This window comes from Peribacillus simplex, from assembly GCF_900156045.1.
In the GTDB taxonomy this organism is placed as follows: domain Bacteria; phylum Bacillota; class Bacilli; order Bacillales; family DSM-1321; genus Peribacillus; species Peribacillus simplex_D.
On the sequence record NZ_FTMX01000006.1, the window covers coordinates 247290 to 270262 of the forward strand.

24 protein-coding genes and 2 pseudogenes are annotated in these 22973 nt (G+C 36.1%); 17 read left to right on the top strand and 9 right to left on the bottom strand.

Going from position 1 to position 22973, the window contains the following annotated elements:
• Nucleotides 1-184: 184 nt before the first annotated feature.
• Complete coding sequence (pdxR, locus tag BW986_RS20920; protein ID WP_076370361.1) at nt 185-1564, bottom strand: MocR-like pyridoxine biosynthesis transcription factor PdxR; 1380 nt, start codon at nt 1562-1564, stop codon at nt 185-187.
• 173 nt (nt 1565-1737) lie between these two features.
• Here pdxR and BW986_RS20925 point away from each other — a divergent pair, with 173 nt between their 5' ends.
• The 4 genes from BW986_RS20925 to BW986_RS20940 all read left to right on the top strand — a co-directional run bounded on the left by BW986_RS20925 (nt 1738) and on the right by BW986_RS20940 (nt 5763).
• Complete coding sequence (locus BW986_RS20925; RefSeq protein ID WP_076370363.1) at nt 1738-2349, top strand: FMN-binding negative transcriptional regulator; 612 nt, start codon at nt 1738-1740, stop codon at nt 2347-2349.
• Between the two features lie 348 nt (nt 2350-2697).
• The gene (locus BW986_RS20930) at nt 2698-4299 is read left to right on the top strand and encodes a bifunctional metallophosphatase/5'-nucleotidase (protein WP_076370365.1); all 1602 of its coding nucleotides are present in this window, start codon (nt 2698-2700) and stop codon (nt 4297-4299) included.
• A gap of 285 nt (nt 4300-4584) precedes the next feature.
• Nucleotides 4585-4974, top strand: coding sequence for a cupredoxin domain-containing protein (locus BW986_RS20935; protein ID WP_076370367.1), 390 nt, complete (start codon nt 4585-4587; stop codon nt 4972-4974).
• Between the two features lie 234 nt (nt 4975-5208).
• On the top strand, nt 5209-5763 hold the full coding sequence (locus tag BW986_RS20940; RefSeq protein WP_076370369.1) for a hypothetical protein: 555 nt from the start codon (nt 5209-5211) through the stop codon (nt 5761-5763).
• A gap of 242 nt (nt 5764-6005) precedes the next feature.
• On the opposite strand, the gene BW986_RS20945 is transcribed toward BW986_RS20940, so the two are convergent.
• A complete protein-coding gene (locus tag BW986_RS20945; protein ID WP_076370371.1) occupies nt 6006-7424 on the bottom strand; it encodes a PQQ-dependent sugar dehydrogenase in 1419 nt (472 codons plus the stop codon).
• 525 nt (nt 7425-7949) lie between these two features.
• On the opposite strand from BW986_RS20945, the gene BW986_RS20950 reads away from it, so the two are divergent.
• The 3 genes from BW986_RS20950 (at nt 7950) to BW986_RS20960 (ending at nt 10027) form a co-directional block, all read left to right on the top strand.
• Complete coding sequence (locus BW986_RS20950; protein ID WP_076370373.1) at nt 7950-8558, top strand: DedA family protein; 609 nt, start codon at nt 7950-7952, stop codon at nt 8556-8558.
• A gap of 265 nt (nt 8559-8823) precedes the next feature.
• On the top strand, nt 8824-9282 hold the full coding sequence (locus BW986_RS20955; protein WP_076370375.1) for a hypothetical protein: 459 nt from the start codon (nt 8824-8826) through the stop codon (nt 9280-9282).
• A 325-nt stretch (nt 9283-9607) separates the two neighbouring features.
• A complete protein-coding gene (locus BW986_RS20960) occupies nt 9608-10027 on the top strand; it encodes a VOC family protein (protein WP_076370377.1) in 420 nt (139 codons plus the stop codon).
• 345 nt (nt 10028-10372) lie between these two features.
• Here the strand turns inward: BW986_RS20960 and BW986_RS20965 are convergent, their stop codons facing one another.
• Nucleotides 10373-11329 carry a sporulation hydrolase CotR gene (locus tag BW986_RS20965; protein ID WP_076370652.1) on the bottom strand — a complete coding sequence of 319 codons (957 nt, stop codon included), beginning with the start codon at nt 11327-11329 and terminating at the stop codon, nt 10373-10375.
• Between the two features lie 855 nt (nt 11330-12184).
• Here BW986_RS20965 and BW986_RS20975 point away from each other — a divergent pair.
• The 7 genes from BW986_RS20975 to BW986_RS21005 all read left to right on the top strand — a co-directional run bounded on the left by BW986_RS20975 (nt 12185) and on the right by BW986_RS21005 (nt 17004).
• Entirely contained in the window at nt 12185-12547 is a 363-nt protein-coding gene (locus tag BW986_RS20975; RefSeq protein WP_076370381.1) for a hypothetical protein, read from the top strand.
• A gap of 424 nt (nt 12548-12971) precedes the next feature.
• Nucleotides 12972-13598, top strand: coding sequence for a YesK family protein (locus tag BW986_RS20980; protein ID WP_260320924.1), 627 nt, complete (start codon nt 12972-12974; stop codon nt 13596-13598).
• 124 nt (nt 13599-13722) lie between these two features.
• On the top strand, nt 13723-13962 hold the full coding sequence (locus BW986_RS20985; RefSeq protein WP_076370385.1) for a hypothetical protein: 240 nt from the start codon (nt 13723-13725) through the stop codon (nt 13960-13962).
• Nucleotides 13963-14081: 119 nt separating this feature from the next.
• Nucleotides 14082-14375: a hypothetical protein gene (locus BW986_RS20990; RefSeq protein WP_142244702.1), complete on the top strand. Its 294-nt coding sequence runs from the start codon at nt 14082-14084 to the stop codon at nt 14373-14375.
• A 170-nt stretch (nt 14376-14545) separates the two neighbouring features.
• Nucleotides 14546-14953, top strand: a complete 408-nt coding sequence (locus tag BW986_RS20995; protein WP_076370389.1) for a hypothetical protein — start codon at nt 14546-14548, stop codon at nt 14951-14953.
• 269 nt (nt 14954-15222) lie between these two features.
• A complete protein-coding gene (locus BW986_RS21000; protein WP_081395734.1) occupies nt 15223-15573 on the top strand; it encodes a hypothetical protein in 351 nt (116 codons plus the stop codon).
• Between the two features lie 513 nt (nt 15574-16086).
• A complete protein-coding gene (locus BW986_RS21005) occupies nt 16087-17004 on the top strand; it encodes a bifunctional helix-turn-helix transcriptional regulator/GNAT family N-acetyltransferase (protein WP_076370391.1) in 918 nt (305 codons plus the stop codon).
• Nucleotides 17005-17167: 163 nt separating this feature from the next.
• Here BW986_RS21005 and BW986_RS21010 read toward each other — a convergent pair.
• The 3 genes and pseudogenes from BW986_RS21010 to BW986_RS21020 all read right to left on the bottom strand — a co-directional run.
• Nucleotides 17168-17498, bottom strand: a pseudogene (locus BW986_RS21010) (tRNA-binding protein).
• Between the two features lie 18 nt (nt 17499-17516).
• Nucleotides 17517-18419: a DMT family transporter gene (locus tag BW986_RS21015; RefSeq protein ID WP_076370393.1), complete on the bottom strand. Its 903-nt coding sequence runs from the start codon at nt 18417-18419 to the stop codon at nt 17517-17519.
• Between the two features lie 268 nt (nt 18420-18687).
• Nucleotides 18688-18801, bottom strand: a pseudogene (locus tag BW986_RS21020) (helix-turn-helix domain-containing protein); the annotation flags it as partial.
• Nucleotides 18802-18941: 140 nt separating this feature from the next.
• Between BW986_RS21020 and BW986_RS21025 the strand changes: the two are divergent.
• Nucleotides 18942-19496, top strand: coding sequence for a GNAT family N-acetyltransferase (locus tag BW986_RS21025; RefSeq protein ID WP_076370395.1), 555 nt, complete (start codon nt 18942-18944; stop codon nt 19494-19496).
• Nucleotides 19497-20191: 695 nt separating this feature from the next.
• Here the strand turns inward: BW986_RS21025 and BW986_RS21030 are convergent.
• Genes BW986_RS21030 through BW986_RS21040 form a run of 3 tightly spaced genes read right to left on the bottom strand, consistent with a single transcriptional unit; the run spans nt 20192 to nt 21532 of the window.
• Nucleotides 20192-20719: a permease gene (locus tag BW986_RS21030; RefSeq protein WP_057214919.1), complete on the bottom strand. Its 528-nt coding sequence runs from the start codon at nt 20717-20719 to the stop codon at nt 20192-20194.
• A complete protein-coding gene (locus BW986_RS21035; RefSeq protein WP_076370397.1) occupies nt 20716-21198 on the bottom strand; it encodes a hypothetical protein in 483 nt (160 codons plus the stop codon). Before BW986_RS21035 ends, BW986_RS21030 begins: the two co-directional genes overlap by 4 nt.
• A complete protein-coding gene (locus tag BW986_RS21040; protein WP_076370399.1) occupies nt 21191-21532 on the bottom strand; it encodes a PadR family transcriptional regulator in 342 nt (113 codons plus the stop codon). The genes BW986_RS21035 and BW986_RS21040 overlap by 8 nt, the downstream gene beginning before the upstream one ends.
• A gap of 369 nt (nt 21533-21901) precedes the next feature.
• Between BW986_RS21040 and BW986_RS21045 the strand changes: the two genes are divergently transcribed.
• Nucleotides 21902-22087, top strand: a complete 186-nt coding sequence (locus BW986_RS21045) for a hypothetical protein (RefSeq protein WP_034306238.1) — start codon at nt 21902-21904, stop codon at nt 22085-22087.
• On the top strand, nt 22084-22590 hold the full coding sequence (locus BW986_RS21050; protein WP_076370401.1) for a hypothetical protein: 507 nt from the start codon (nt 22084-22086) through the stop codon (nt 22588-22590). The genes BW986_RS21045 and BW986_RS21050 overlap by 4 nt, the downstream gene beginning before the upstream one ends.
• Nucleotides 22591-22973: the final 383 nt, after the last annotated feature.

The following is a 22973-nucleotide window of genomic DNA, read 5'->3' on the forward strand; positions in this document are numbered from 1 at the left end:
TTGGCAGCTTCTCTTTAGATTGTACTTAAAGTAAAGGGGGAGTTAGTTCATTAGAGAGCTGTGACGATCAGCTCTTTTCTTATGGAGCTGACGGGGCATGTCAGTGGAATGAGGAGCTGTGTTTTGAAAGTCCATGATCTGCCCCGCCAAGTAATAGATATAAGCTGCGATTACGATGTGTTTTTTATGACCAAGCCTTTTTTAGGAGTTCCACGCCAAGCTCGATTTCCTCACAAGAAAGATTGCTGAAGCCAAGTTTGATAATTGGTTCAGCGGTATTATTTTTAATGAAGTAGAGTGAGGTGGGGTACACTTTAACACCATGAAAGGAAGCTCGCTCTATTAGCCATTCTTCTGAACGTTCCAGGTGTACTTTGATTAATACATACAAACCTGACTGCTTACCGATAATGGATATATTTTGATTGAATTGCTTTTTTAATATTGATGCCAAGTGCTGCATTTTTCGTTTATAAACAAGACGCATACGTTTAATATGGCGATTCCATTCTCCCTCTTCCATAAATTTAGCCATTGTGAGCTGGCTTAGAAGTGAAGTGGTACTTTCGAAATGAAGAAATTGATTTTTATAACGGTTTAAAAGTGGCTCTGGCAACACCATATAACTTAAACGAATTCCTGGAAGAAAGGACTTTGAGAAATTCCCTAGATAAATGACTCTAGCAGAATCAATGGAAGCGAGAGCTGGAAATGGTTGTTGCGTATAGCGAAATTCACTATCATAATCATCCTCGATAATATACCCTTGCATCTTGTTAGCCCAATGAATAAGCGTTTGCCGTTGTTGAATGGACATGCTTACCCCATATGGACTGTGATGGGAAGGGGTTACATAGATTAGACGTGATTTAATTTGTTCCAATTGCGAAAAATCAGCACCTGTCTCATAAACTGGTAAAGTCTCAATCGTAAAACAATGGAATTGAAAAGCTTCCCTAGCGCCATCATATCCAGGGTCTTCTACTGTAACGCTTGGAAAATCACCCTTCAGTATATGTCCAAGATTGATAAGCATTTGTTGGGTACTGCTGCCGATAATGATGGCATTTGCATCTGTTTTCACCCCACGGGATTGGAGTAAGTATGTGGCAATTTGTTCACGTAGGCACACCTCACCAAAGGGTTCCCCATATTGAAAACTCTCCTGTAACGTTAATACTTGATTGGCAATCCTCCTCCAAATTTTCAGAGGAAAATGTGCTTGATCTACGGCACCAGCCCGGAAATCAATGAGGGTAGGTGTCACTGGCTCCCTTTGCGTTTTATTATGAGGAATTAACTCTTCTTGGGATAAAAGTGGCTCTAATTCATTTACAAAATAACCCTTTCTCCCTTCTCCACGAATATAGCCTTCAGCTACAAGTTGATCATAAGCCATTAATGTCGTATTGCGACTTACTTGAAGGGAATCTGCCAGTTGGCGGATGGAGGGCAATTGTTCATCGGCAAGTAAGTCACCCCTTTCAATAAATGACTTAAACTGCTCGTAAATTTGTTTGTATCTGGGGGAATCCTCCTTAAAAGCAAAAATGGCATTTATCATTTACGATCTCCTTTGACATGTCTATTTGTTTAGAATTGTACCTTTTTATATGTCAGTTTATATATTACCATATTTTACAGAAGAGGTTCACGAGCAGAAATGAGGATGGACACTTAGTAAAAGTCGCTATGATTGTGAATGGAATAATATTGACGGATGAAAGGAGATTTTTTATGTATATCCCTAAGCAATTTGAAATAAAAGAATTAGAAGCAGCCTGCGATGTAATACAGGAGAATGGTTTTGCAACATTGTGTTCAATGCATGAAGGCATGCCTTTTGCTACACATTTACCACTGCTGTTGAATAAGGAGAAAACCTATTTGTATGGTCATTTTGCTCGTCCGAACCCTCAATGGAAAGATATTGAAAATCAAACTGTCTTAGCAGTCTTTCATGGTCCTCACTGTTATATCTCATCTTCTTGGTATGAGACGAACCAAGCAGTACCAACATGGAATTATGTGACTGTTCATGTATACGGCGAAGTCGAACTTATTGAGGATGAACAGGAGTTAACGGATACCTTGCATGACATGGTATTGAAGTATGAAGCCCCTGATAGTTCATACAATTTGCAAGATTTAGATGCTGACTTTCTCGCTGGGATGAACAAAGGGATTCAAGGCTTCAAAATTAAAATTAACAAAATAGAGGGGAAAGCGAAGTTAAGTCAAAACCATTCATTACATCGACAAGAGCTGGTTATCAATCAACTGGAACAGATCCAAAATACAGATGAGCAAAAAATTTCCTCTTTAATGAAGGCAAACCTAAAAAAATAACGTTGAATGTTACTGCGCTAACGTGAGTGTTGATCCAATAAGGATTTACACTCTTTTTGTTGAACTTCTGTTACTAACGGAGCAGATTTCAATACTAATGTAATTAGCAGCAACGTTTTTTCACTATCGTGTTAATGGAAGAAAAATTGGATCCTTTTTAAATAATCTAGTCAAAATCTTAACAAATTTCTAAATGTAAAGCCGTATGGGCATTTTTAAAAAAATATGCATGTACTGGGTTAATTTAATAATTATTATTTAAAATATAACAAAAAATCACGGTCCCTTTATACGGATATAAAATTCCAGAGTTATTCTTAATTTACATCCAGAGGGAGGGATCGGAAGTTGTCAAAATTTCAGGCCATAGCTTCTTTGTTCATCTTGGTATTTTTCATCATTTTCGTAACTTTTAAAATCACAGCACACTCAACCAAACATTCCACAACGAATCGTTCCACATCCAACCGCAACATCCAAGTACAATTGTTAGGCGTTAATGATTTTCACGGCCAGCTGAACAAATATCAAATGGTTTCAGGGAACACGGCAGGCGGTGCTGAATACCTGGCTGCCTATTTAAAAAAATATAAACAAGAAAACCCGAATACACTGCTTGTTCATGCTGGTGATATGGTAGGAGGAAGTCCTCCAATCTCTTCTCAATTTCAAGACGAACCCACGATTGAATTTTTAAACCTCCTGCACTTTGATGTCGGGACACCTGGAAATCATGAATTGGACCAAGGCGTAAATGAAATGAAACGTCTTATTCATGGAGGATTCAACAAAAAAACAGGTTATTTTCAAGGTGCCAATACTTCTTACAGTTCTGCAAATATCATCGATAGAAAGTCGGGTACTCCCTTGTTACCACCGTATGTTATTAAACAAATTGACGGGATTAATATTGGATTTATCGGTGTGGTCACAAAAGAAACCAACCTGTATGTGGCCCCTGAAAATCGAAAAGAAGTAGAAATTACGGATGAAGTTTCAGCTATTAACCGAACCGTTAAGCTTTTAAAGGAAAAAGGGATCAAAGTAATTGTTGTTCTGGCACATGATTCAGCTAAATCAGATAAGGCAGGAGAAAATTCCAGTGGAGCTTTAGTGGAGATGGCTCCAAAAATCGATGATGAGGTCGATGTCATTTTTGCCGGTCACAGCCATGAATATGCCAATACCGTTGTAGCCGGTAAACTGATCGTTCAAGCTTATTCCAATGGGAAAGCCTTTTCTCAAGTAAATCTTGAAGTTGACCCACAGACTAAAAATATTGTTAAGAAACAGGCAAAGGTTATTGTCACTTCACATCATCATATAAAACCAGATAAAGAAACGGCTGCTCTTCAAATTAAATATAGAAAAAGATTGGGGAGCTATTTTAATCAGATAATAGGAGAAATGCCTGAAGAAATAACACGAAATCAAGATGCAAACGGTGAATCCCCATTAGCGAAAATGATTGCAGAATCTGAGCGGGAAGCCATGGGGGTAGATATAGCTTTTGTCCATCAAGGAGAAATGCGGAAAAATTTAAAAAAAGGGGAAATCACTGTAGAAGACATTTATACAGACTTGCCTATGGGACATAATGTCAGTAAGTTAATCTTAACAGGAGACCAAATAAAGCTTGCTTTAGAACAGCAGTGGGCGAAAAATTATGAAAATAGGTTACAAACGGTTGGTTTAACGTATAATTGGGACCCCAATGCTCCAATTGGCAACCGCATTGTTGCGCTGAAAGACATGAAGGGTCAAGAGATTCAGCCAAACAACGAATATGAAGTAGCGGTTAGTAATTATTTAGCTTCAGGCGGTGATAACTTCACTGCATTTGAACAAGGTAGGCTCGTAGAATCCGGTCCACAAGTTGTCACTGCACTTATAAATTATATCCAACAGAAGTATCCCCATGAAAGTTCTCACCATTCATTGAAAGAATGAAGGGGATCATACAGGGATTCGCATAAGTTGCTTTTGAGTAAGTATTACCAAAAAATAAATTCAGTTACTCAAGATTGGCTTATTAAACGAGAAATAAGGGGTAGGGAGTTGCTTTGGCAGCTCTTTTTTGTTGCATAAGAATAGATACCAGAAGATCGTCATTAGAGTCGAGCTTTTTCTTTTCACTGTTTCAGATAAAAAGCTACTATCTGAAAGTACGCAACCAAATTTATCGTAATAATATTTCATGGATTAGAAAAAAATAGAGAAAAGGAGGGATTGCGAATGTCTGTGAAAAAGTGGGTAACACGATTGGTCGTTGTGCTTGCAATGTTTGTGGTTGTGACAACACTAGGCTCACTCGGCGTATTTGCCGAATCCGGTGTTGTGACACAGCCTATGGAGACGGGGAAATCGATTGAGGTCGTGTTGAATGATGACTTCTTTAATCCGAAAGTCATCACCATTCCGAGTGGAACAGCCACAACGATGATATTGAAAAACAAAGGCAGTAAAGAGCACACCTTCACACTGGAAAAGCTCGGAATTGACGTTGAGGTTCAGCCAGGTGAAGAAAAAAACATTACCGTGAATCCGAAACAGCCCGGTACATATGAATTGATATGCCGGTACCATTTCCAGGAGGGAATGGTTGGGAAAGTAATAGTCGAATAAAATGCAGGGCCGATAAGGCCTTGTTTTTTTTATAGGCAAAGGAAATTACTTACTTCCTCCGCGAACGGACTTCTCTACTTTGTATTATCGATTAAGGTTTAGAGAGAGTTTTTATTAAGCTTATTTTTCATTACAGAGAATATTGATGCTTGGATCATTAATAATTGTTCCACCTCTATAAATGGTAAATATAATGTATGGTAATGTATAAACCATTTAAAATGAGGTGGAAAGGTGTATTTTTTAAAACCTATTTCTGATGAGGCTCGTTTATCTCAATTAATATTCAATAAACATAAAAAAACGATGAAGCTCATTCAAGTATCTATTTTTTCCTGTATTGCTGCCATTCTGCAGGCTGCCGGAGTTTTACCGGGGGTAGGATATTTTATAAGTCCGCTGGCCACTGCACCTATCCTGTTATGTTCCATGTTTTCCATTCCATTTGGGGCAATGTCCTACTTTCTGACAATGATGCTGTTATTCATCCTGCAGCCAACTGAACTAATTGTATTTCCTTTTACAACAGGATTGTTAGGACTTGGCATAGGGGCATCTTTTCACCTTTTTAGAAAGAGGTTAAGTATTATTGCTACTGGTGCCATTCTTTTAATATTAGGAATTATGAGTCTAATATTTATTTTTCACTTTCCGGTATTAGGTCCAGCCGTCTCTGTTTCACTTTCATTTCTTACAATTGGCTTTTTATTTGCCTTCATTTATAGCTGGGTATGGGTTGAAATTGCTTTAATCATTTTTAAAAGGCTAAAAATGATTATATTGAATTAGGCTGTTTTCGCATACTTTGTTGCTATTTACCAAGTAATGCGGTGTGGTTGATTTCCCCTCCAGATGCTCGCTTTCCGCGGGAGTCTCGTACTTCCGCTCCAATCAACCTTAAATCATTTCGTTTTAAAAACAAAAATCTTAACGAAAAGAGCTTTAAATTGATTCTCCATTACCTGGTTTTTCGATTCATTTAATCCATGTAAGAGATTTATCAAGATTAAGTTGAAATGTATTGTTTTGATTCATGGAACTATTTCAAAAACAGTGCCTTGGTTAAAATCAGTCACTTTCATAGAGCCATAAACCGCTAAATATAAGCTGGTTTGATTCAGGTTCGTTCCCAAACTAACATAATAGGCTGATTGGGACCCAAAATCATAATCGGTTTGTATCACACTGAAATCATTTTGTTCACCATTTGGTCTTACGGTGGTATAAGCTAATGCCCCTTTAACCTGGGGTTGAGAATCTTTCCGGGCAAGATCGGTAAACACAACGCTTCCTGTTAAACCAGGGATTGTATTCCCCATATAGGCTTGCACTCCTGTAAGTGCAGTTCCTCCAAACTTATCGGGTCGGGTATCTTTATGAAAATAACTGGTTAAAGGCTGAAGGCGACTCGCTGAATGTGTTACTGCTTCATTGTAATAAGCAATCGTTTTCTTATCCAAAGTCTGATTTTGATTATCAGTGCAGCCACTTATAATCGAAGTAGGAAAAGCACCTTCCCAGCCTCGCCAGCCAAAGTTAATGAATCCTTCTTTGTCAGGTTCAGAATTCATGAAAGAAGCTTGAACAAGCTGAGTAACCGGTATTGGTTTATATTGAACGAATGAAAATATCGACTCGACCAAATTCTGGCCGACATTTCCCGCATATTTAATATACTGATTATAAAACCTTTGAAATGAAATGCCTGGTATATTGCGAACCCCTTTGGCCATTACCATGAGCGTTTCCTGAATAGTTGTGGGCAGTTCATTAAGACGTGTGACAATGGGTGGATTATTGAAGGATATATTCTTATTAACATCAATTTCAATTATTTTACCCGCGATTTCCAAATCGTCCTGGCTTAAATTAAATGGATCATAGCCTGATCCACCATCACCGGTTGTTAAAACAAGCTTTCCTGTTTCAGGTGAAAAGTTTAAACTATTGACCCCATTATGATTTAAAAATGGTCTTCTTAAGTTAAGTAATGTCCGCCTTTTTTGGGGTTGACCATTCGATTGTAAAACCCATTCTTCAATTGTATCTATATGATCATATCGAGTTTCTCTATTTATCCACCTTAGGTTTAAAGTTTTAGGATCACACGGGTCTGGATTAAAAGATTCAGGAAGAGCACCTGGTCCTTGTGATCCTGCTACTGAATAATGAAGATAAAACAGACCGTTATAATAAAATTCGGGATGAAACGCCAGCCCCAGCAATCCCCGTTCATCATATCCGCCGCCAGAAGCACCTAGTTTTAGGATTCGCGGGCGAATATCCAAAAAAGTCCTTATAACTCCGTTTCCTATGTAAAAGATCTCTCCTACCTGGGTTGCAATAAATAATCTTTCAATTGAGTCACCTGGAAGTATGGTTGTCTTTAAAACAGTAGGTAAATTTATCTTACTTACAATGGGCCGTAAACCAACCTTAACTTTTATCAACTGACTTTGCACCCCTTCTAATGTTTTCTTATAAGAATATGATTAGAACCGTCTATTAGTACCAAATTAGGCCGGGAATCCGATAACGCATTGCACTACTTTCCGCACGAGCGTAATTAAACTAAAGGGGCAGGATAGTGCAATAAGAAAATCAAAAATTGGGGATGATACCTTTAATATTGTTAAAGGTATCATCCCCAATGAAGAGTGAATTTCCTTTTTTATTATGGCTCTTTTCGTAAAGATTGTTGTTTTTAAAACGAAACGATTTAAGGTTGATTGGAGCGCAAGTGCGAGACTCCTGCGGGAGCAGCGGGACAGGTGAGACCCCACAGGCGTTTTACGCCGAGGAGGCTCACCGCCCGCCCCGCGGAAAGCGAGCATCTGGAGGGGAAATCAACCACACCGCTTTACTTGGAAAAATAGCAACAAAGTAAGCGAAAACAGCCTTTATTATTTAAATACTGCTGATAGTAAATAATCAGAAATGATTGTTAGACATTACCTAAAGGTTGGAGTGAGAAAGTGGAAAATCATGTTGCTTACCTTCTAGAACATTATGGGTACGTCGGAATAATATTTGCTTTAATCGGAGGTATTGTAGGACTTCCTATACCCGACGAGGTTCTTCTTACATATATTGGTTACAATGTGTTTCAGGGTAAATTATCTTACTTAATTTCAATAGTAAGTGCCTTTGCAGGAGCAACAGGGGGGATTTCGCTTAGCTACTTCATTGGTTATAAATTTGGGTTGCCTTTATTAGAAAAGTTTGGACCAAAACTTCACATAACCGAACAAAAAATTAATATAACAAAGAAATTATTCAAGAAATTTGGACCCTATCTTTTATTATTTGGTTATTTTATTCCTGGGGTACGGCACCTTACAGCGTATATAGCATCTGTCAATCGCTTCTCTTTTAGAAAATTTATTGTTTACGCCTATACTGGTGCATTAATATGGAGTTTTACTTTTATCACATTAGGAAGAATATTAGGGGAAAATTGGAACAATGTTGAACTATATATGTCAACATACAGTATTTATGTGATTACGAGTTTATTTGTCCTTTCAATATTCATTTATTTTTTATGGAAGAGAAGAAATCGATTAAGAAGGGGTATTTCATAAAAGTGACGGTTTAGATGGAGGACTTTAATAAAATTATATATAGAGCTTATAGAACTATGGGGTGTGTTAGCTGAAGATTAGAGCTGTCTTTAAGTCAGCTTTTTCTTTATGGAACTATCGAGGCAGGCTAGTTGAATAAAGAATTTAGTTTTAAAAAAATATAGGTTTTTTGAATGAATTAACGGGCACGAGTGCTGAACAAGGGTAGACCAAAATATAAATGATACATAGCATATTTTAGAATTTTTAAAAGTGGGTGAATGTATTGAGCTATTATTTTCCCTACCGGCAAGACTGGTCTACTGTATTGGAATATTTAAACTACAGTCTGAACGGCGAACAAATGGTTTGTTCAATGACGACGCAATTATTTCATATCCCTGTCACTAAAAATCTAAAAGGACACGCAGAAATGCATAATCATCTTATTCCAGCCTCCTATCACCGGGTTACAGCATTAGGCTGCGCAAAACGATTGCAGAGTGGTGAATACCATGAATCCATTATTAAAGCCCTGGTTGCATGTGTTAATAATGGGTTGAAGCAAGACAAGGAAGTAACGAAATGGTTAAGGGTTATGAGGGAAAATGCTCCAAGTGAATTTAAAGAGTTCATGGATACCGTTATCGACTGGCAGCAGAAGACAGAGGAAAGTTTAGCTTATACCCAGCAGTTGCTAAGGGGAATGGGATTTGACACTGAAAACGGGGAGTCAGCTTACTAAAGTAAATATTCATATTGAGCTAACGGGTGCTTTACTTCCATAAGGGAGTTGCTTCGGCAGCTCATTTTTTATGGAGCTAAAATTAGGTTACTTCAACAATTGGGCCATTTTCTTGAATAAGGGAAGGGATCATTCGTAAGGAAATCGAAATTAATCAAAGGAATAAATGTTCAAAGCACTTTTGAAAAAATATTCATCTCCACTGACATACTGTTGTCAGCATTAGACGTTTACATTAGCTTTTGGAACAACAACCAGGAAATAACCCGGCGACCCTGAATTTTAAAGAACAGTTACATACTCGACATTGAGGAGGAAATCGAATATGAGCGACCAAAAGACATTACGAGGACTCACCACCGTCAGTTTTTGGGCGGCTGATCTAGTGGCAGCAAAGAAGTGGTACGCCGAGCTGTTGGGTATCGACCCATACTTCGAACGCCCAGGATATGCCGAGTTTCGCCTCGGCGACTACCAGCACGAGCTTGGCCTGATCGATAGCCGCTACGCGCCCGATGGTTCGTCGACCGGCCAGGCCGGTGGTGCTGTCGTGTACTGGCACGTCGATGATGTGACAGCAACTTTCGGGAAGCTGTTGTCCATGGGAGCGAAAGAACACGAAGCACCTACAGTTCGCGGTGAGGGGTTCATTACTGCCTCTGTGGTTGATCCCTTTGGGAACATACTGGGCATTATGTACAATCAGCACTATTTGGAAGTTCTAGGTTCGACCAGAAAAGCGTGATCCGAGCTGTCGGCATTCAGCTTAACGCATGCCCAGTTTGTACTACTCACATCGCTGGTATGTTTACACAATTTATTTTATAGAATCGTTCAATCGAACAAATGAAATGATTAAATGGTAATCCGCGAAGGGTACGAACCTTTGATAATGAACTAACGGGTGCTTTAGGTGAAGATCGATCGGAGTTGTCTTTAAGGCAGCTTTTTCTTTATGCAACTATCGGGGCAGTATAGTTGAAGAAGAACTGAATAAATAAAAACAGCCAGGTTCTGGCTGTTTTTTTATAAAAAATCCAAATGCTTACAATAAAAACAAAAATTCAATCAGATTTATGGGATAATTTTATTAATTCCAGTTTTTCTCTATAAATTGAACTGCAGGTTGTAAATTTGTATTGTTAGCAATTGAAATGACAATGGGAACCACAGAAGGGTCCGTTTTGGATAAATTAGGGATCCGTGGATTTAACCGAAAAAAACGATTTCCTAGAAGCTGAGAACTGACCATGGATTCATAGTAACCAGATCCACTAGCGACTATCTGAAGAAATGGCAGTAAGGGTTCATTGGGCGATCGGTCCAAAAGAACTCCCCAATTTGGGGGAAGGTTCTTCATATTTTCGGGGCGTATGTTATCTGCACTCACCATCCCCCACCCCTTCGTATCTCTTCTTAATTGAGTCGGCTCTTCACCTGTTCCAATGGATAATACCGCAATTTGATCCAACGGCTGTTTGGCTTTCCCAACTGCAAACGCGATACTGGCTGTACTGGGGTTAGTTGTTACTGTATACCCATCCACGTAGTTTTGATAGGCTCGTTGCGTCGCGGGAGCACCACTGCTCCGTAGTATTACATCACTCGCTTTCTCATTTAAATAGGGAGAGCCAGGAAAGTTGTGGAATAACACAGGAGTCCAACGATTCAGCTCCGGTGAGAATAGATGAAATGCAGGGACAACAATTCGTCTTTTTAAGTCTTTGAGGAGAAGATCTGGGGGAAAAAATGTTTGTACCGCTTTAATGAATCCGGAATATGGTAATTGTTGGTTAAAAACAGGTCCGCCTGGTCGGGAAACGCTGAATGCCGGCAGGATTTTATCCTTAAAAAACTGGAGTGTCTCCTTCGGCGATCTTCCACTTGCTAGCGCAAGGGCAGTGAATGAACCGATTGAATTTCCCGAAAAAACATTGGTTCGACTAATTAATTTTGGGTTTTGCCGAGCCAGCCTGTTCAAAAGTTGTAAACTTAAAGCACCTAATGTGCCGCCTCCATCAAAGGACATGATTCGATATTTTGTCAAAGCTGATTTCTCCTTTCTAATCTGGTCAAAAGTATCATTCAGTATATGTTTATTTTTCAGGAGCCGGATTATGTAGCTAAACATCCAAGGAAAGACTCCATCGAGTATATAAAAAATACGACGAGGATAAGAAGACTACGTTTGAGTGGCAGTACGGGCAAGCCAAACGGGAATTTATTAAACGTACTTTGTTTGTAATGGGTGATGAGAAAGGCAGAAAGTACAGCCAAAAAAAATGAAAGAAAAAAAGCCATAGCGGTAGGATACGGCTGCCTGTTTCGTCCTCAAACAGGTTATTTTGCAACCCTGTGAACAAAAGGTTATTGATTATTGTTATTAAATATCGTGCAATCCTTCAAGATGGAGACCGCTTTTTTCAACAACAGGAGTGTGAAGAATTACACTTAAACTAAGGGGTGCGTTAGCTTTAGATCAGAGCTGTCTTTAAGGCAGTTTTTTTCTTATGGAACTATAGGGGTAGGTTAGTTGGATTGCCTGACAAAGAATAGGAGTGGTTTGTATTTATGGCAATAACAAAGAAAAGATTCTTCATTAGTTATATAGTGGTTTTCATACTCATGTATATTGCAAGCTCTGGTCTGCAATACTTCAGGGGGCAAACGATAAATTGGTTAGGGAATTTAGCATACGCATTTTGTTTCGTAGCATTTCATTCCCTTTTTAGTTGGTTATGGGGAGATTTTGATAAGAAAAAAGCCGATCACTAATACATAGTCCCAAGACGCTTATAGTATTATGGCTTATTGGAATTGGGAGTGTAGAAATTATTTTTTAAAGCAGTAGTCAGTAAACGGGTCATTTAATACTTTATTGAAATACAAAGGGAGGGAAGAAATGGTGGTTGGCAATAGTCTTGAAAACGTTAAAACTCATAAGAAATTGGGATTGGGTTCATTGTCTCTATTACTATTTTTACTAGGATTATTATTTTCCTTTTCGTTTGGCAAATACGGAGCTTTTGGCGATCATATATTGCGTTTTATAGGGATAAATCCTTGGTCAAATGGCGATACAGGTTTACATTATACGATATTTTATGCGCTTACTTTTTATATACCAGGATTGATGGTTGGTTATAAATTCAAAAATGATTGGGGAGCAAAAATAGGTAAAAATTTATCATTAATTTTGGTTGTTCTTGTTTTATTTTTGGTTGTTCTTGTTTTAGTCTCACTATTATTTTTCGCTGTTGTGTAATTCTTTCCACAATCGGGCGCAATTGTAGAGGAAGGGTAGCGAAAGCTACTCTTCTTTTTTTGTCTTTTCCCTTTCCTTTAAGGCAGCCTTTTTCTTATGCAACTACGGGGCAGGATAGTTCAAGAAATGTAGTGTATTCGAACTGTGCGGTAAACATTAATACTCCTTAAGAATAGTAATAAAATAAATGAATGTGGTATCCTACTAATTAGTAATATTATCCAAAGTTGAGCGTGTAAAAGAGAATGAACGACGACCAATGCCCTAAATGTTACTCAAACAATATTAAGAAAGGAGCTCTTGGAACCGGGTGAAAATTTGACTGGAATTCCTTAACAACCATTTATACAAACATATGCTTATATAAATACTAACCAAGGGAGAGATAAGTATTTTTTTATACGTTTATGAAGCAGGAATTATACTGGGAATTATTATGTGTGGACTCACCTATCTATTTTTGAGAAAGATAGAGGACAGAACTCAATTCTTACTTCTATTCTCACTAGGCATTTTAATTTTAGTGTTTTCACTTTTTGTGATTGGTGGGTTCGAGGGGATGCCGTATGGTGTATTGAGCCTTGGTGTATTGACACTGGCGGTTTTATATTTTTTCTTAAATAGGTATTCCTTAGGAAGGAAAATTCTCTTTATTGGGGTTCCATTACTCATTGCTCTTCATATATTATTCGTATTTATCAATCAAGTTGACTACAGGGTAGTGGATAAAGAAAGACTGACGGAGGATGAAACCGGGAATTATATTGAAAAAATCGAGAAAGATACATCGATTGTCGGTTACAAAAAGTTTAAAGGAGGTGAAGGGGAGGACTTTTTATTAATATCAATGGGTGGTGAAAGAAAGGGAAATACCATTGAAGTGTTGGAAGTGAACGAAGATAGTGAAAAGACTATCATCCGCATTCGGACATCTTATAATAAAAACCCTGAGCCAAATCCGTACATAGCTGTAGCACTTACTCGTATAAAATCAAAGGTAGTCATTTTGGATACTGATGGAACAAATTATGGAGATGGTTTATTTGATTAAACCTTTATAATTTTTCGTACTTTGGATGGTTCCTTTTTCTTATGCAACTAACGGGGCAGGATACTTGAAGAAAGACATTGGATTTTTATGGTAAATAAATCGCGGAATTTAAGGAGGATTTTTAATGTACATAGTGTCCAACTACTTAAATAAATTCAAATACTATATTTATGAGGATTCACGTTCAACAGGCTATCCGGACAGGTGCTCTGGTGATGGTTATGCTAAACGCTTTAAAACCATTGAGGAAGCTGAGGAATACGTAAGGAAAGGACATATATATCTTAAATATGATTCTCCTAATTTTACTATTGAAGAAGTCATAGTAAAGCCAGTAAAAAACTTTACTGTTGAACCTGAATGAATATAGGAGGAGCAGGCAATGTAGCCTTTTTGTTATTAAGCCAACGGGGCAGGTTAGTTGAATAAGGATTTTGTTTTTACGTTAAACTGTATACAGTTTAACGGTTTTAGGAGGTGAAAATGATGAAACGTGCGATAGGAATATTTCTTACTCTTTCATCTTTACTAACATACTTAATTGTGGACATGCTTTATGATCCTGTTGAGAATAAAATAACAACAACAGATATGAATTCAGGAGTTACAACAGCATCAGTACTATATCAATATCCTTTGATGTATTGGGTAATTTATGTCATTTTAATAATTACTTTTATTCTTGGGATTTACTTTATTCTAGCAAAGGAAAAGCAATATGAGGAATGTCCACTCTGTGATACTCCAGAATATACTAAAATAAGTGAATCGAACTAATGCGTGCGTTAGCTGAAGATCGGAGCTGTCTTTAAGGCAGCTTTTTCTTTATGCAACTAACGGGGCAGATTAGTTCAAGAAGCGTAATTTATCCGTACTGTGAATTAATTGCAATACATTTTGCTACCACTCTTTATGAAATGGTAATATTTAATGCTGAGGTGGCGTTTATGAAAAAATTATATTTGATCCCTATTTCTATACTTCTTGCAGCTCCATTGTCATCGTTACTTAGTGCTTCAATTGATAGTTTAATATCTTTAAATGAGGATCTTCCAAAAGATGAATATTTCCCTTTTTTAAATGGAGTAATTATTGGCACATTATATGAATTAGCAATATATTGCATTATTGGTATTCCTGTAACTCTAATTATTGATACCATAACTTATTTTGTGGGTTTACATACAAACTTAAAAGTATATCTTTTACAATTTTCTTTGTATACTATTTCTGCAATCACTCTTGCCTACATATTAGACTCTGATAATTTGTGGGCTTATTTAATGGTAGGAATAGCAGTACATACCTATTTTCATATATTGTTTTTTTTGAAAAAAACTAATAGCAAACCTTAAACAGAATCTATGACGAAATATTGGTCTACTGGTGCGTTAGCTTCATAATAAGGCCGAAAATTGGCTGCCTTTTTAAAGTATGATTTTAAAAATTATCGTACTGTCATATTCAAACGAAAATCACCCTTATACAGCTAATGGGAAAGATTATTGGAGTAGGCTATTAACGATATGTGGATTAAAATTGTTTAAATGTAAAATTAAAAGAGGGAGATTAAATTTTTAAAAACACGCAGCACTTTCAGGACCGTAAAAAGGGGGGGATTTTTGTGTTTATAAAGAAAAAAGCTATTATTCTTGTTATTAGTATAGTTATTTTAGTTTCAATGTTTAGTTATTTTTTCTTATCTTATCGTGAATCAGCAATAAATAAAGGATTCCCAATACCATTAGGGGCCGAATTATTAAATAAAGACGCTAAAAAGATGTATGAAGAATATAAATGGGGCCCAGCTTCCGAAGAAAACGGACTTCCACTTTATTATTTAACGGTTATTAAATTATGGGGGTGGGATAAAAAATCACAAGAAGGGGCATTGACAATCTATGAAAAAGAAGGAAAAAAGCTATGTGTAATCTCTCAAACCGATTCTTTATTTGTTAGTCCATCAGAAGATTAATATTTTTTCCAAGATATCTTCTGTTTAACATGAAAAAGGTAGGGCTCATATACTTCATTCACCCAAGGCAGATATCAAATGATAAGGATAAAGTGAATATAGCTATAGGAGTGGAGGCTTATCCAAATGGGAACAATTAGATCAAACTTTGTTTCAATCCAACATCAGGATGGTTCTTTTCTTGTAACAAAGTTTACTTCAACAGGGGGATAAAGCTATTCTTGTTCAACTACGAAGCAGATAATAGAAGTTCGTCGGTCTTCAACAATGGGGGGCTTTAATAAGGATTTTTTTCTTAATCAACTAACGAGTGCGTTAGCTGAAGGTCAGGGCTGTCTTTTAGGCAGCTTTTTCTTTATGGAACTATCGGGCATTTTTGATTAAGTGTAATATTTCACATGAAAATACTATAATAAACTCATTTAAATAGTTGACTTAAGCAATCATATTGCATTATGATTTCGTTATAGTTGCCAAAGTCAATCATCTTAATTTTTAAGGAGTTGTTTATGTATGACGCAACCTACTGTTCCAATCGTATCTGAAATTAGAAAGTTTAATCGGTTTTATACTAAAGTTCTTGGTTTGCTCAACCAGCAAGTGTACGATAGTCCTTTTTCTTTAACTGAAACAAGGATTTTATTTGAAATTAATAGTACAAGTAATTGTACAGCAAAGTTTTTACAGGAAGAACTGGATTTAGATCGTGGGTATGTAAGTAGAATATTAAAACGTTACGAAGAACTAGATATAATCTATAAGCAGAAATGGGAGGAAGATGGTCGTACATATTTTATTCATTTAACAGAAAAAGGGAAGATTATTTACCACGATTTGGAGACAAAAGCCGAACAGCAAGTCAAATTTCTTCTGAAAAATTTAGAAATGGAAAAACAACAAAACCTAATCGAATCAATGAGAACAATTGAAATGATTTTGTCGGAGTATATGGAACAAAATGAATCTGCCATTTCCATCCGAGATGAATATACAGCTGAAGACAAAGAACTTATTATTGAAAAGCAAAGAGCTTTTTATAGTGATAATTATGGGTTTGATGAAACATTTCTAGATTATCTTCACGATTCCTTTGATGGGAAAATCAAAAAAATTTGGATTGCAGAAGATAACGGAAAATTTGCAGGTTGTGTCGGTTTAGTCGAAGAAAATGAAGCGACAGCTATATTAAGGTGGTTCATTGTCGAGCCATCCATTCGCGGAAAAGGAGTAGGTACACACTTAGTTCAAACGCTACTTAATTACTGCAAAGAACAACAATATGAACGAGTGTTTTTATGGACTGTGAGTAGTTTGCCAATAGCAAGACGATTATATGGAAAATTTGGATTTAAAATCACTGAAACAAAAGAGGAACAATTATTGTGGGGGCAAAGAATCGTGGAAGAACGGTGGGATTTAGAATTGAAGTAACTAAAACACGCGTCCGTACTAACCCAAGTGAAAAGGATTAAATAGTAAATACCAGTGGTGAATAACGGGGGCTTTCCCTTTTATTATTTCGCTATAATGGCAGCATAGAGGAAGAAGGGTAAAAAAGAACACAAATGAAATGTATCATTTGTGTTCTTTGAACTTATCCTAATCGGTCGCCTTTTTTAACCCTTTGTTGAGGTTCAATTAGAACAGCACCTTGCTCTGAATAAGTCCCCATCACCAAAACTACTGAACTAAAATCAGCAACTTTAATAGGATGGAAATGGACCACTCCTATTACTTGCTTACCAACTAGATCATTTAAATCATAGCAATCTGTTATTTGAGCGCTCCTTTGTTTAATCCCTATTTCTTCTCTAAAATCAACCCATAATTTATAGGCTGGTTTTTCTTGCTTTAGGAAATTCTTCTGCTTTTGTAATTTCCTCAACACGCATATCTAATTTTTGAAAATCGTCGAAAGTTGCCAATGTTATTCTTTTTTGTATTTATTGAGATAATGATTGATTTTGTTCTTCTTGTCTATCTTTAATAACGATTAAGACTCCTATCAGAATCAAGAAAGATCCTATCCAAAAAGTGATACTAATCGTTTCACCTAATATCAACCAACCTAATAATGTTCCAACAACGGGTTGGAAAAAAAAGAAAACTCCTCCACTAGATGCATTTAGCATTTGTAAACCACGATTCCATAATAGAAATGCAATAGCTGTTGATATTACCCCTAAATATATTATTCCCCCAAAAATGGTAGGATTCATTAAATCATTTATATTTATTTTAGGTAATCTTGTTATAACTAAAGGAGTTAGAACAACAAAAGCAATTAAAGTAGCATAGGTATTTACAACAATTTGTGAATAGTCACCAGGCAAGAGTTTTATAAGTACTGACATTAAAGCCCATGTCAATGCAGCTATAATAAGGGAGACTCCTCCTAGCAAACTAGACATATCAATATCGTCAATTCCAACGATAATAATGACACCGATAGTGGCTAAACTAACAGAAATAGCTTTCTTAAAAGTTAAACGTTCTTTAAGAATTATACTAGCAAACAAAACCATGAATGCAGGTGTTGTAGAAGTGATAATAGCCCCCATTTGTGCGGTAGAAAGCATTGTACCTGTTTCTTGAGTAACAATGGAAATGACGTATCCTATAATTGCAATGGCAATTATAATTCCAAAATGCTGTCTTCTAATTCTCCAATTTTGTTTAGTCACAAATCCAATGATTACTAACGCAACAAGTGCTATAAGATAACGCATCCACACAAGTTCTAATGGTGGTATGACTGCCACTACTACTTTAACGACAACATACATACCTCCCCAAATACTTGAAGCTAATATTAAAAATAAAGAACCAATTAGTGTATTTTTCATGTTTGTACCCTCCGTATTTATTTTAGGCTTGTTATGCCTTAACGGAGAGAAATAGCTATTCTAAAGCTCTCTCCGTTAAGCGTGGGAGAGTACTGTTGGTACATCGTTTTCAAATAATGGAGTCCAAAACATCTTAGTCACCTCGTTACCAAAATTTCATAATTTTTTTAAGTGTAACAAAAATTAATATTGATGAACACCTTATTTTTTTCGGATTCATAACTAAAATATTGTTATTAACCTAGTGTTAATAAAAGGGTAAGATACTTTATTTGGTAAAATCAATTCCGTATTTCTTCATTTTTTTATAAAGAGTAGCTCTAGACATTCCTAATTCTTTTGCAGTGATGCTTTTATTTCTATATGTTTTTTCAAGAGTTTGCCAAGGGAACAATGAACATATATATGAAAAATTATTTGAAAGGATATACTAAGATGAGTGCGATGATATTTAACCTTAATTGGGGACATTTTCGCTACCATCGGAGGTTCATTAACAAAGCGTAGTTAGAGGAGGTTAAAATGGAGAAGCAGGCTGTTTTATTTCATTCATTAGAGGGTGAAAAAATCTACTTCAAAGCACTAAGGATAGAGGATGTTCAAGAGATACATCATTATGCGTCAGATCAAGAGGTTTCACGATTTATTGGCTGGAATTTGATGAGTACTTTTGAGGAAACTCGTCAGTTCATTGAAATAATGTTAAAACGTGAGTCGGCAGGAACTCATTTATATTCCTCCATTGTTGAAAAATTAACTCAAGCAATTATAGGAACAGCCATAATTTTTAATTTTGACCAAGAAGCAAACCAAGCTGAAATTGGTTATGTGTTGCATAAACATCATTGGGATAAGGGGTATGGAACAGAGATTGTTGCATTGATAAGTGATTTTGCATTTAAATCACTTAATCTTCATAAGCTCCATGCTATGGTAGTGCATGCCAATATTGGCTCTGCACGGATACTTGAAAAGAACAGGTATGAGTTAGAAGGACGATTAAAAGACCACTATTTTATAGAGGATAAGTATTATGATGCATTACTTTTCGGCAAAATTACTAACTTGGAAACTTAGCGTTCTTGTACAGATAAAATGAAGAGGTTTGTTGACGATAATTTCAATAAAATATAATCCCTTCTTATTCAATTAAAGGGCGCGATTCTTTAATAAGAATTGCTTTTCTTTTAGAACTACAATGAAAATATGTTTCTTTAAAAATGGAAAAATGACAATACATAAGAAGACCCTGCTCAATCGTTTAAAAAAAGAGGAGAGCGTTAATTAATTAGTCTATGGATTAGGGTTGACTGGATTAAGGTCAGTATCAGTATTGACACTTCCTAACCATTTTCATTCTTTGTGGTGAGTCGCCGATTTTTGCGTTTCATGGATGGCTAACGAGTGTGTTAGTTGCAGATCTGAGCTGTCTTTAAGGCAGCTCTTTTCTTATGGAACTAACGGGGCAGATTAGTTTAATAAGGGAATTAAAAAGAGGATACAGTATGTACTGTATCCTCTAATCTTTTGCTGCATACAGTAGTCCGTTGTAGGTGCAGGATTAACTGAAAATGATGGTATTCATGATCAAATTCTGGAGCCAAGTCCAGCAGCGACAAGTGAATACTCTCAAAATTTTTTGCAACTTATTTCCCTCATTATATCCCTAGTTTCTGTAAAAAGTCCGGCTCCTAATGGAATATTATAAATTTAAAAGCTACAGTTACAAAAGAATCTGGGATTGAGGGGCTTAAAGACTTATTGGTTTAAATCTATACTTCCTTAGTTATATCATGCTTTAAAAACTTTTGTTGGCCATAAATTTTTTCAAAAAGAATTCCTGTTGAATAGTAAAACACGAGGCCAAAACAAATGTGAATAAGTGTAAATTTAGAACCGAATGAAGTGAATTCATACACTAGAACTGGCAATTTCACTGTTGACCAAGCGCCTAAGAAAAACACTATATATCGGACACTGGCTCCTTTTTTCAATAAAAGTACTGCAATTGGAAAGGCTATATAAAGAGGGCCTGCAGCTACTATTGCTAATAATAAGGTGAAGAAGACACCATATATACCTGATTTTTCACCCATATATCGAATGAGTGATTCTTTCTTTACCCATTGATCCAATAATCCCACTAATATGAATATAGGCGGAAGTAGGAATAACATATCCAAAATACTTTTACCAGTTAACTGAACTGTTTTCAAAGCAATAGCTTGATTCATAAATGCAATAAGAAGAAGCCCTAATAATAAAATGAAAAAGAACCGATATCTTTTTAGTTTTGTCATGTCATCACCACCCAAATAATTAATGCAAATAGAAGCGACATTATAATGGCAGAAATATTTCGAGCATAAGCAAAACTTCGTCCAAAAGTTTTTTGTTCCATAGGTAAAGTTGCAAGTCCTACAGACATTAATGTCGACATTAATACAGCTACTTGTGGAAGAGCAGCACCATTTTGAACTAATGTATGTCCGAGAGGAAAGACGATAAAGCTTGGAACTAAAGCAATTGAGCCAATGATTGTTGAATAAATGATGCCTAGTAAGCCAGAATTTTCGCCAATAATTGAAGAAATAAGGGACGGTGTCAATAAAGATAATGCTAGCCCAACAAAAAGCATAATAGCTAATAAATCCGGCAAAACATTGCGAAACATTTTCCATGAACTTAATAAAGCTGCTTTTGTTTTATGTTTGTCTTTTATGAAAGAAATACCCAAATAAATAATGGCTATGGTATAGAGAATAATTCCATTAATCATTATTTTGAGCCTTCCATTCTTTATACTTTTCTAGGAAAAACGATAAATTTTTAATTTTTTCTTCAATATCTATTTGAAAATCTTCTAATTTTCTTTTTCCAACTGTAGTGATTTTGTACATCCTTATCGGTTTATCATGATTAGATATATCCAGATAAGATTCAACAGCACCTTCTTCCTCTAATTTTTTTAGTGTGCGATATAATATGGCACTATCAATTGGATTGATGGGAAGCTCTTTCTCACATTTTTGCAGAAGTTTCCCTCCATAGTTATCTCCCTCTGTTAAAAACAGCAAAAGAAATGCACCTGTATGTCTACCTGTATGTTTCATGAAATATAAAACCTCCTAATTTTAATGTAAAAAATTTTTCCGGTAACAATTTACTGTTAATAACAGTATGCTTTCATAAACAGTAATGTGTCATTTTTTTCTTTGTGATAACAAAAAAATTAGAATGTGAAGGGTTGTACTTAAACTAACGGGTGCGTTAGTTCACTAAAGAAAAAAGGAGAGTACATACTATACATGGCTAATATGTACTCTCCTTTATTTATTAAAGGTTTTTTATGATTAGGTCTAGATAATTTTGAAAAACTAACAAACATTAAAGGACCGTCAATAGACCTGTTTTTTGTACGAAAGAAGGATGGCCACCAAGTTTCGACGAATATATCAATATACTTTTTGGAGGTGTTGGATATGGGGATTTGTTGTGGAGAGTGTCACGTTGAATTAAAGAGTGATGATTATGTCACATTGGATGAATTTAGCACGCTGAGGCACACATATTGCGGTTATGATCTTATTGCCGAGCTGATCAAAGACATTGGGACTTATCGAAATATCAAAACAAAGTATTGGTTTTCCCGTGAGCGCACTAAATGAAAATCGGGGAAATCTTGGAGTTAATTAAAACTGATACACCAGCGAATATTGCCAAAAAGGCTGATTTTCATCTTTCAGAAAAATTACTAAGAAAAGCATTGAAAAAAGCTGGTTATGAGTATAGAAATTCAGGCGAAAAAGGCTGGTATTTCGTTGGTGAAGGTGACGAGGAAACGGTACAAGAGCAGCTTATTTATGACTTTGCAACAGCAGGAAAAGCAAAGGCGAACGTTACAACTAATGTAAATAAAGAATCTATTAACGATACCAACCAACGTTCTAACGTTGGCATAAAACGTGGTAAAGAACAGGTCAAACAAGCGAACGAACAATCAGCACCAACCATAGAACGAACCAATGTTATAAGAAAACGTTCTTCATTCGATATGGATGTTGAACTTATGAAGGAACTAAAAATACAAGCAATCATTCATGATAGTACGGTTTATGAACTAGTTGAAAGTGCCGTAAGACACTATTTAGCTGAATTAAAGGGAAAATGATATGGCTGTGAAATAAAGTCACGATGTTTATAATAAAGTTACGCCGTTTTACCCCTTTGGATAATATCCTCTAAAGGGGTGTTTTTATGTCCAAAAGATAAAGTACATCTGAAATTTAAAAATGGATCAAGGGAATTTTTGAGTGGTAATAGAGTTGTTCCGTTAAAGAGCGATTCTTTAATAAGAATTACTTTTCTTATAGAACTAACGGGCACTTTAGTTCATTAAGGAACACAAAATTATCAATCTTTTTATAAAAGGATAGTCCAAATAAATATTACAAGGGCATGTTTTGATTAAATTTTTTTCAAAACATGCCCTTTCTATTTGTATATTTATCAAGGTTATTTAGGATTCCTGTATCAAAACGCGGACAACATATG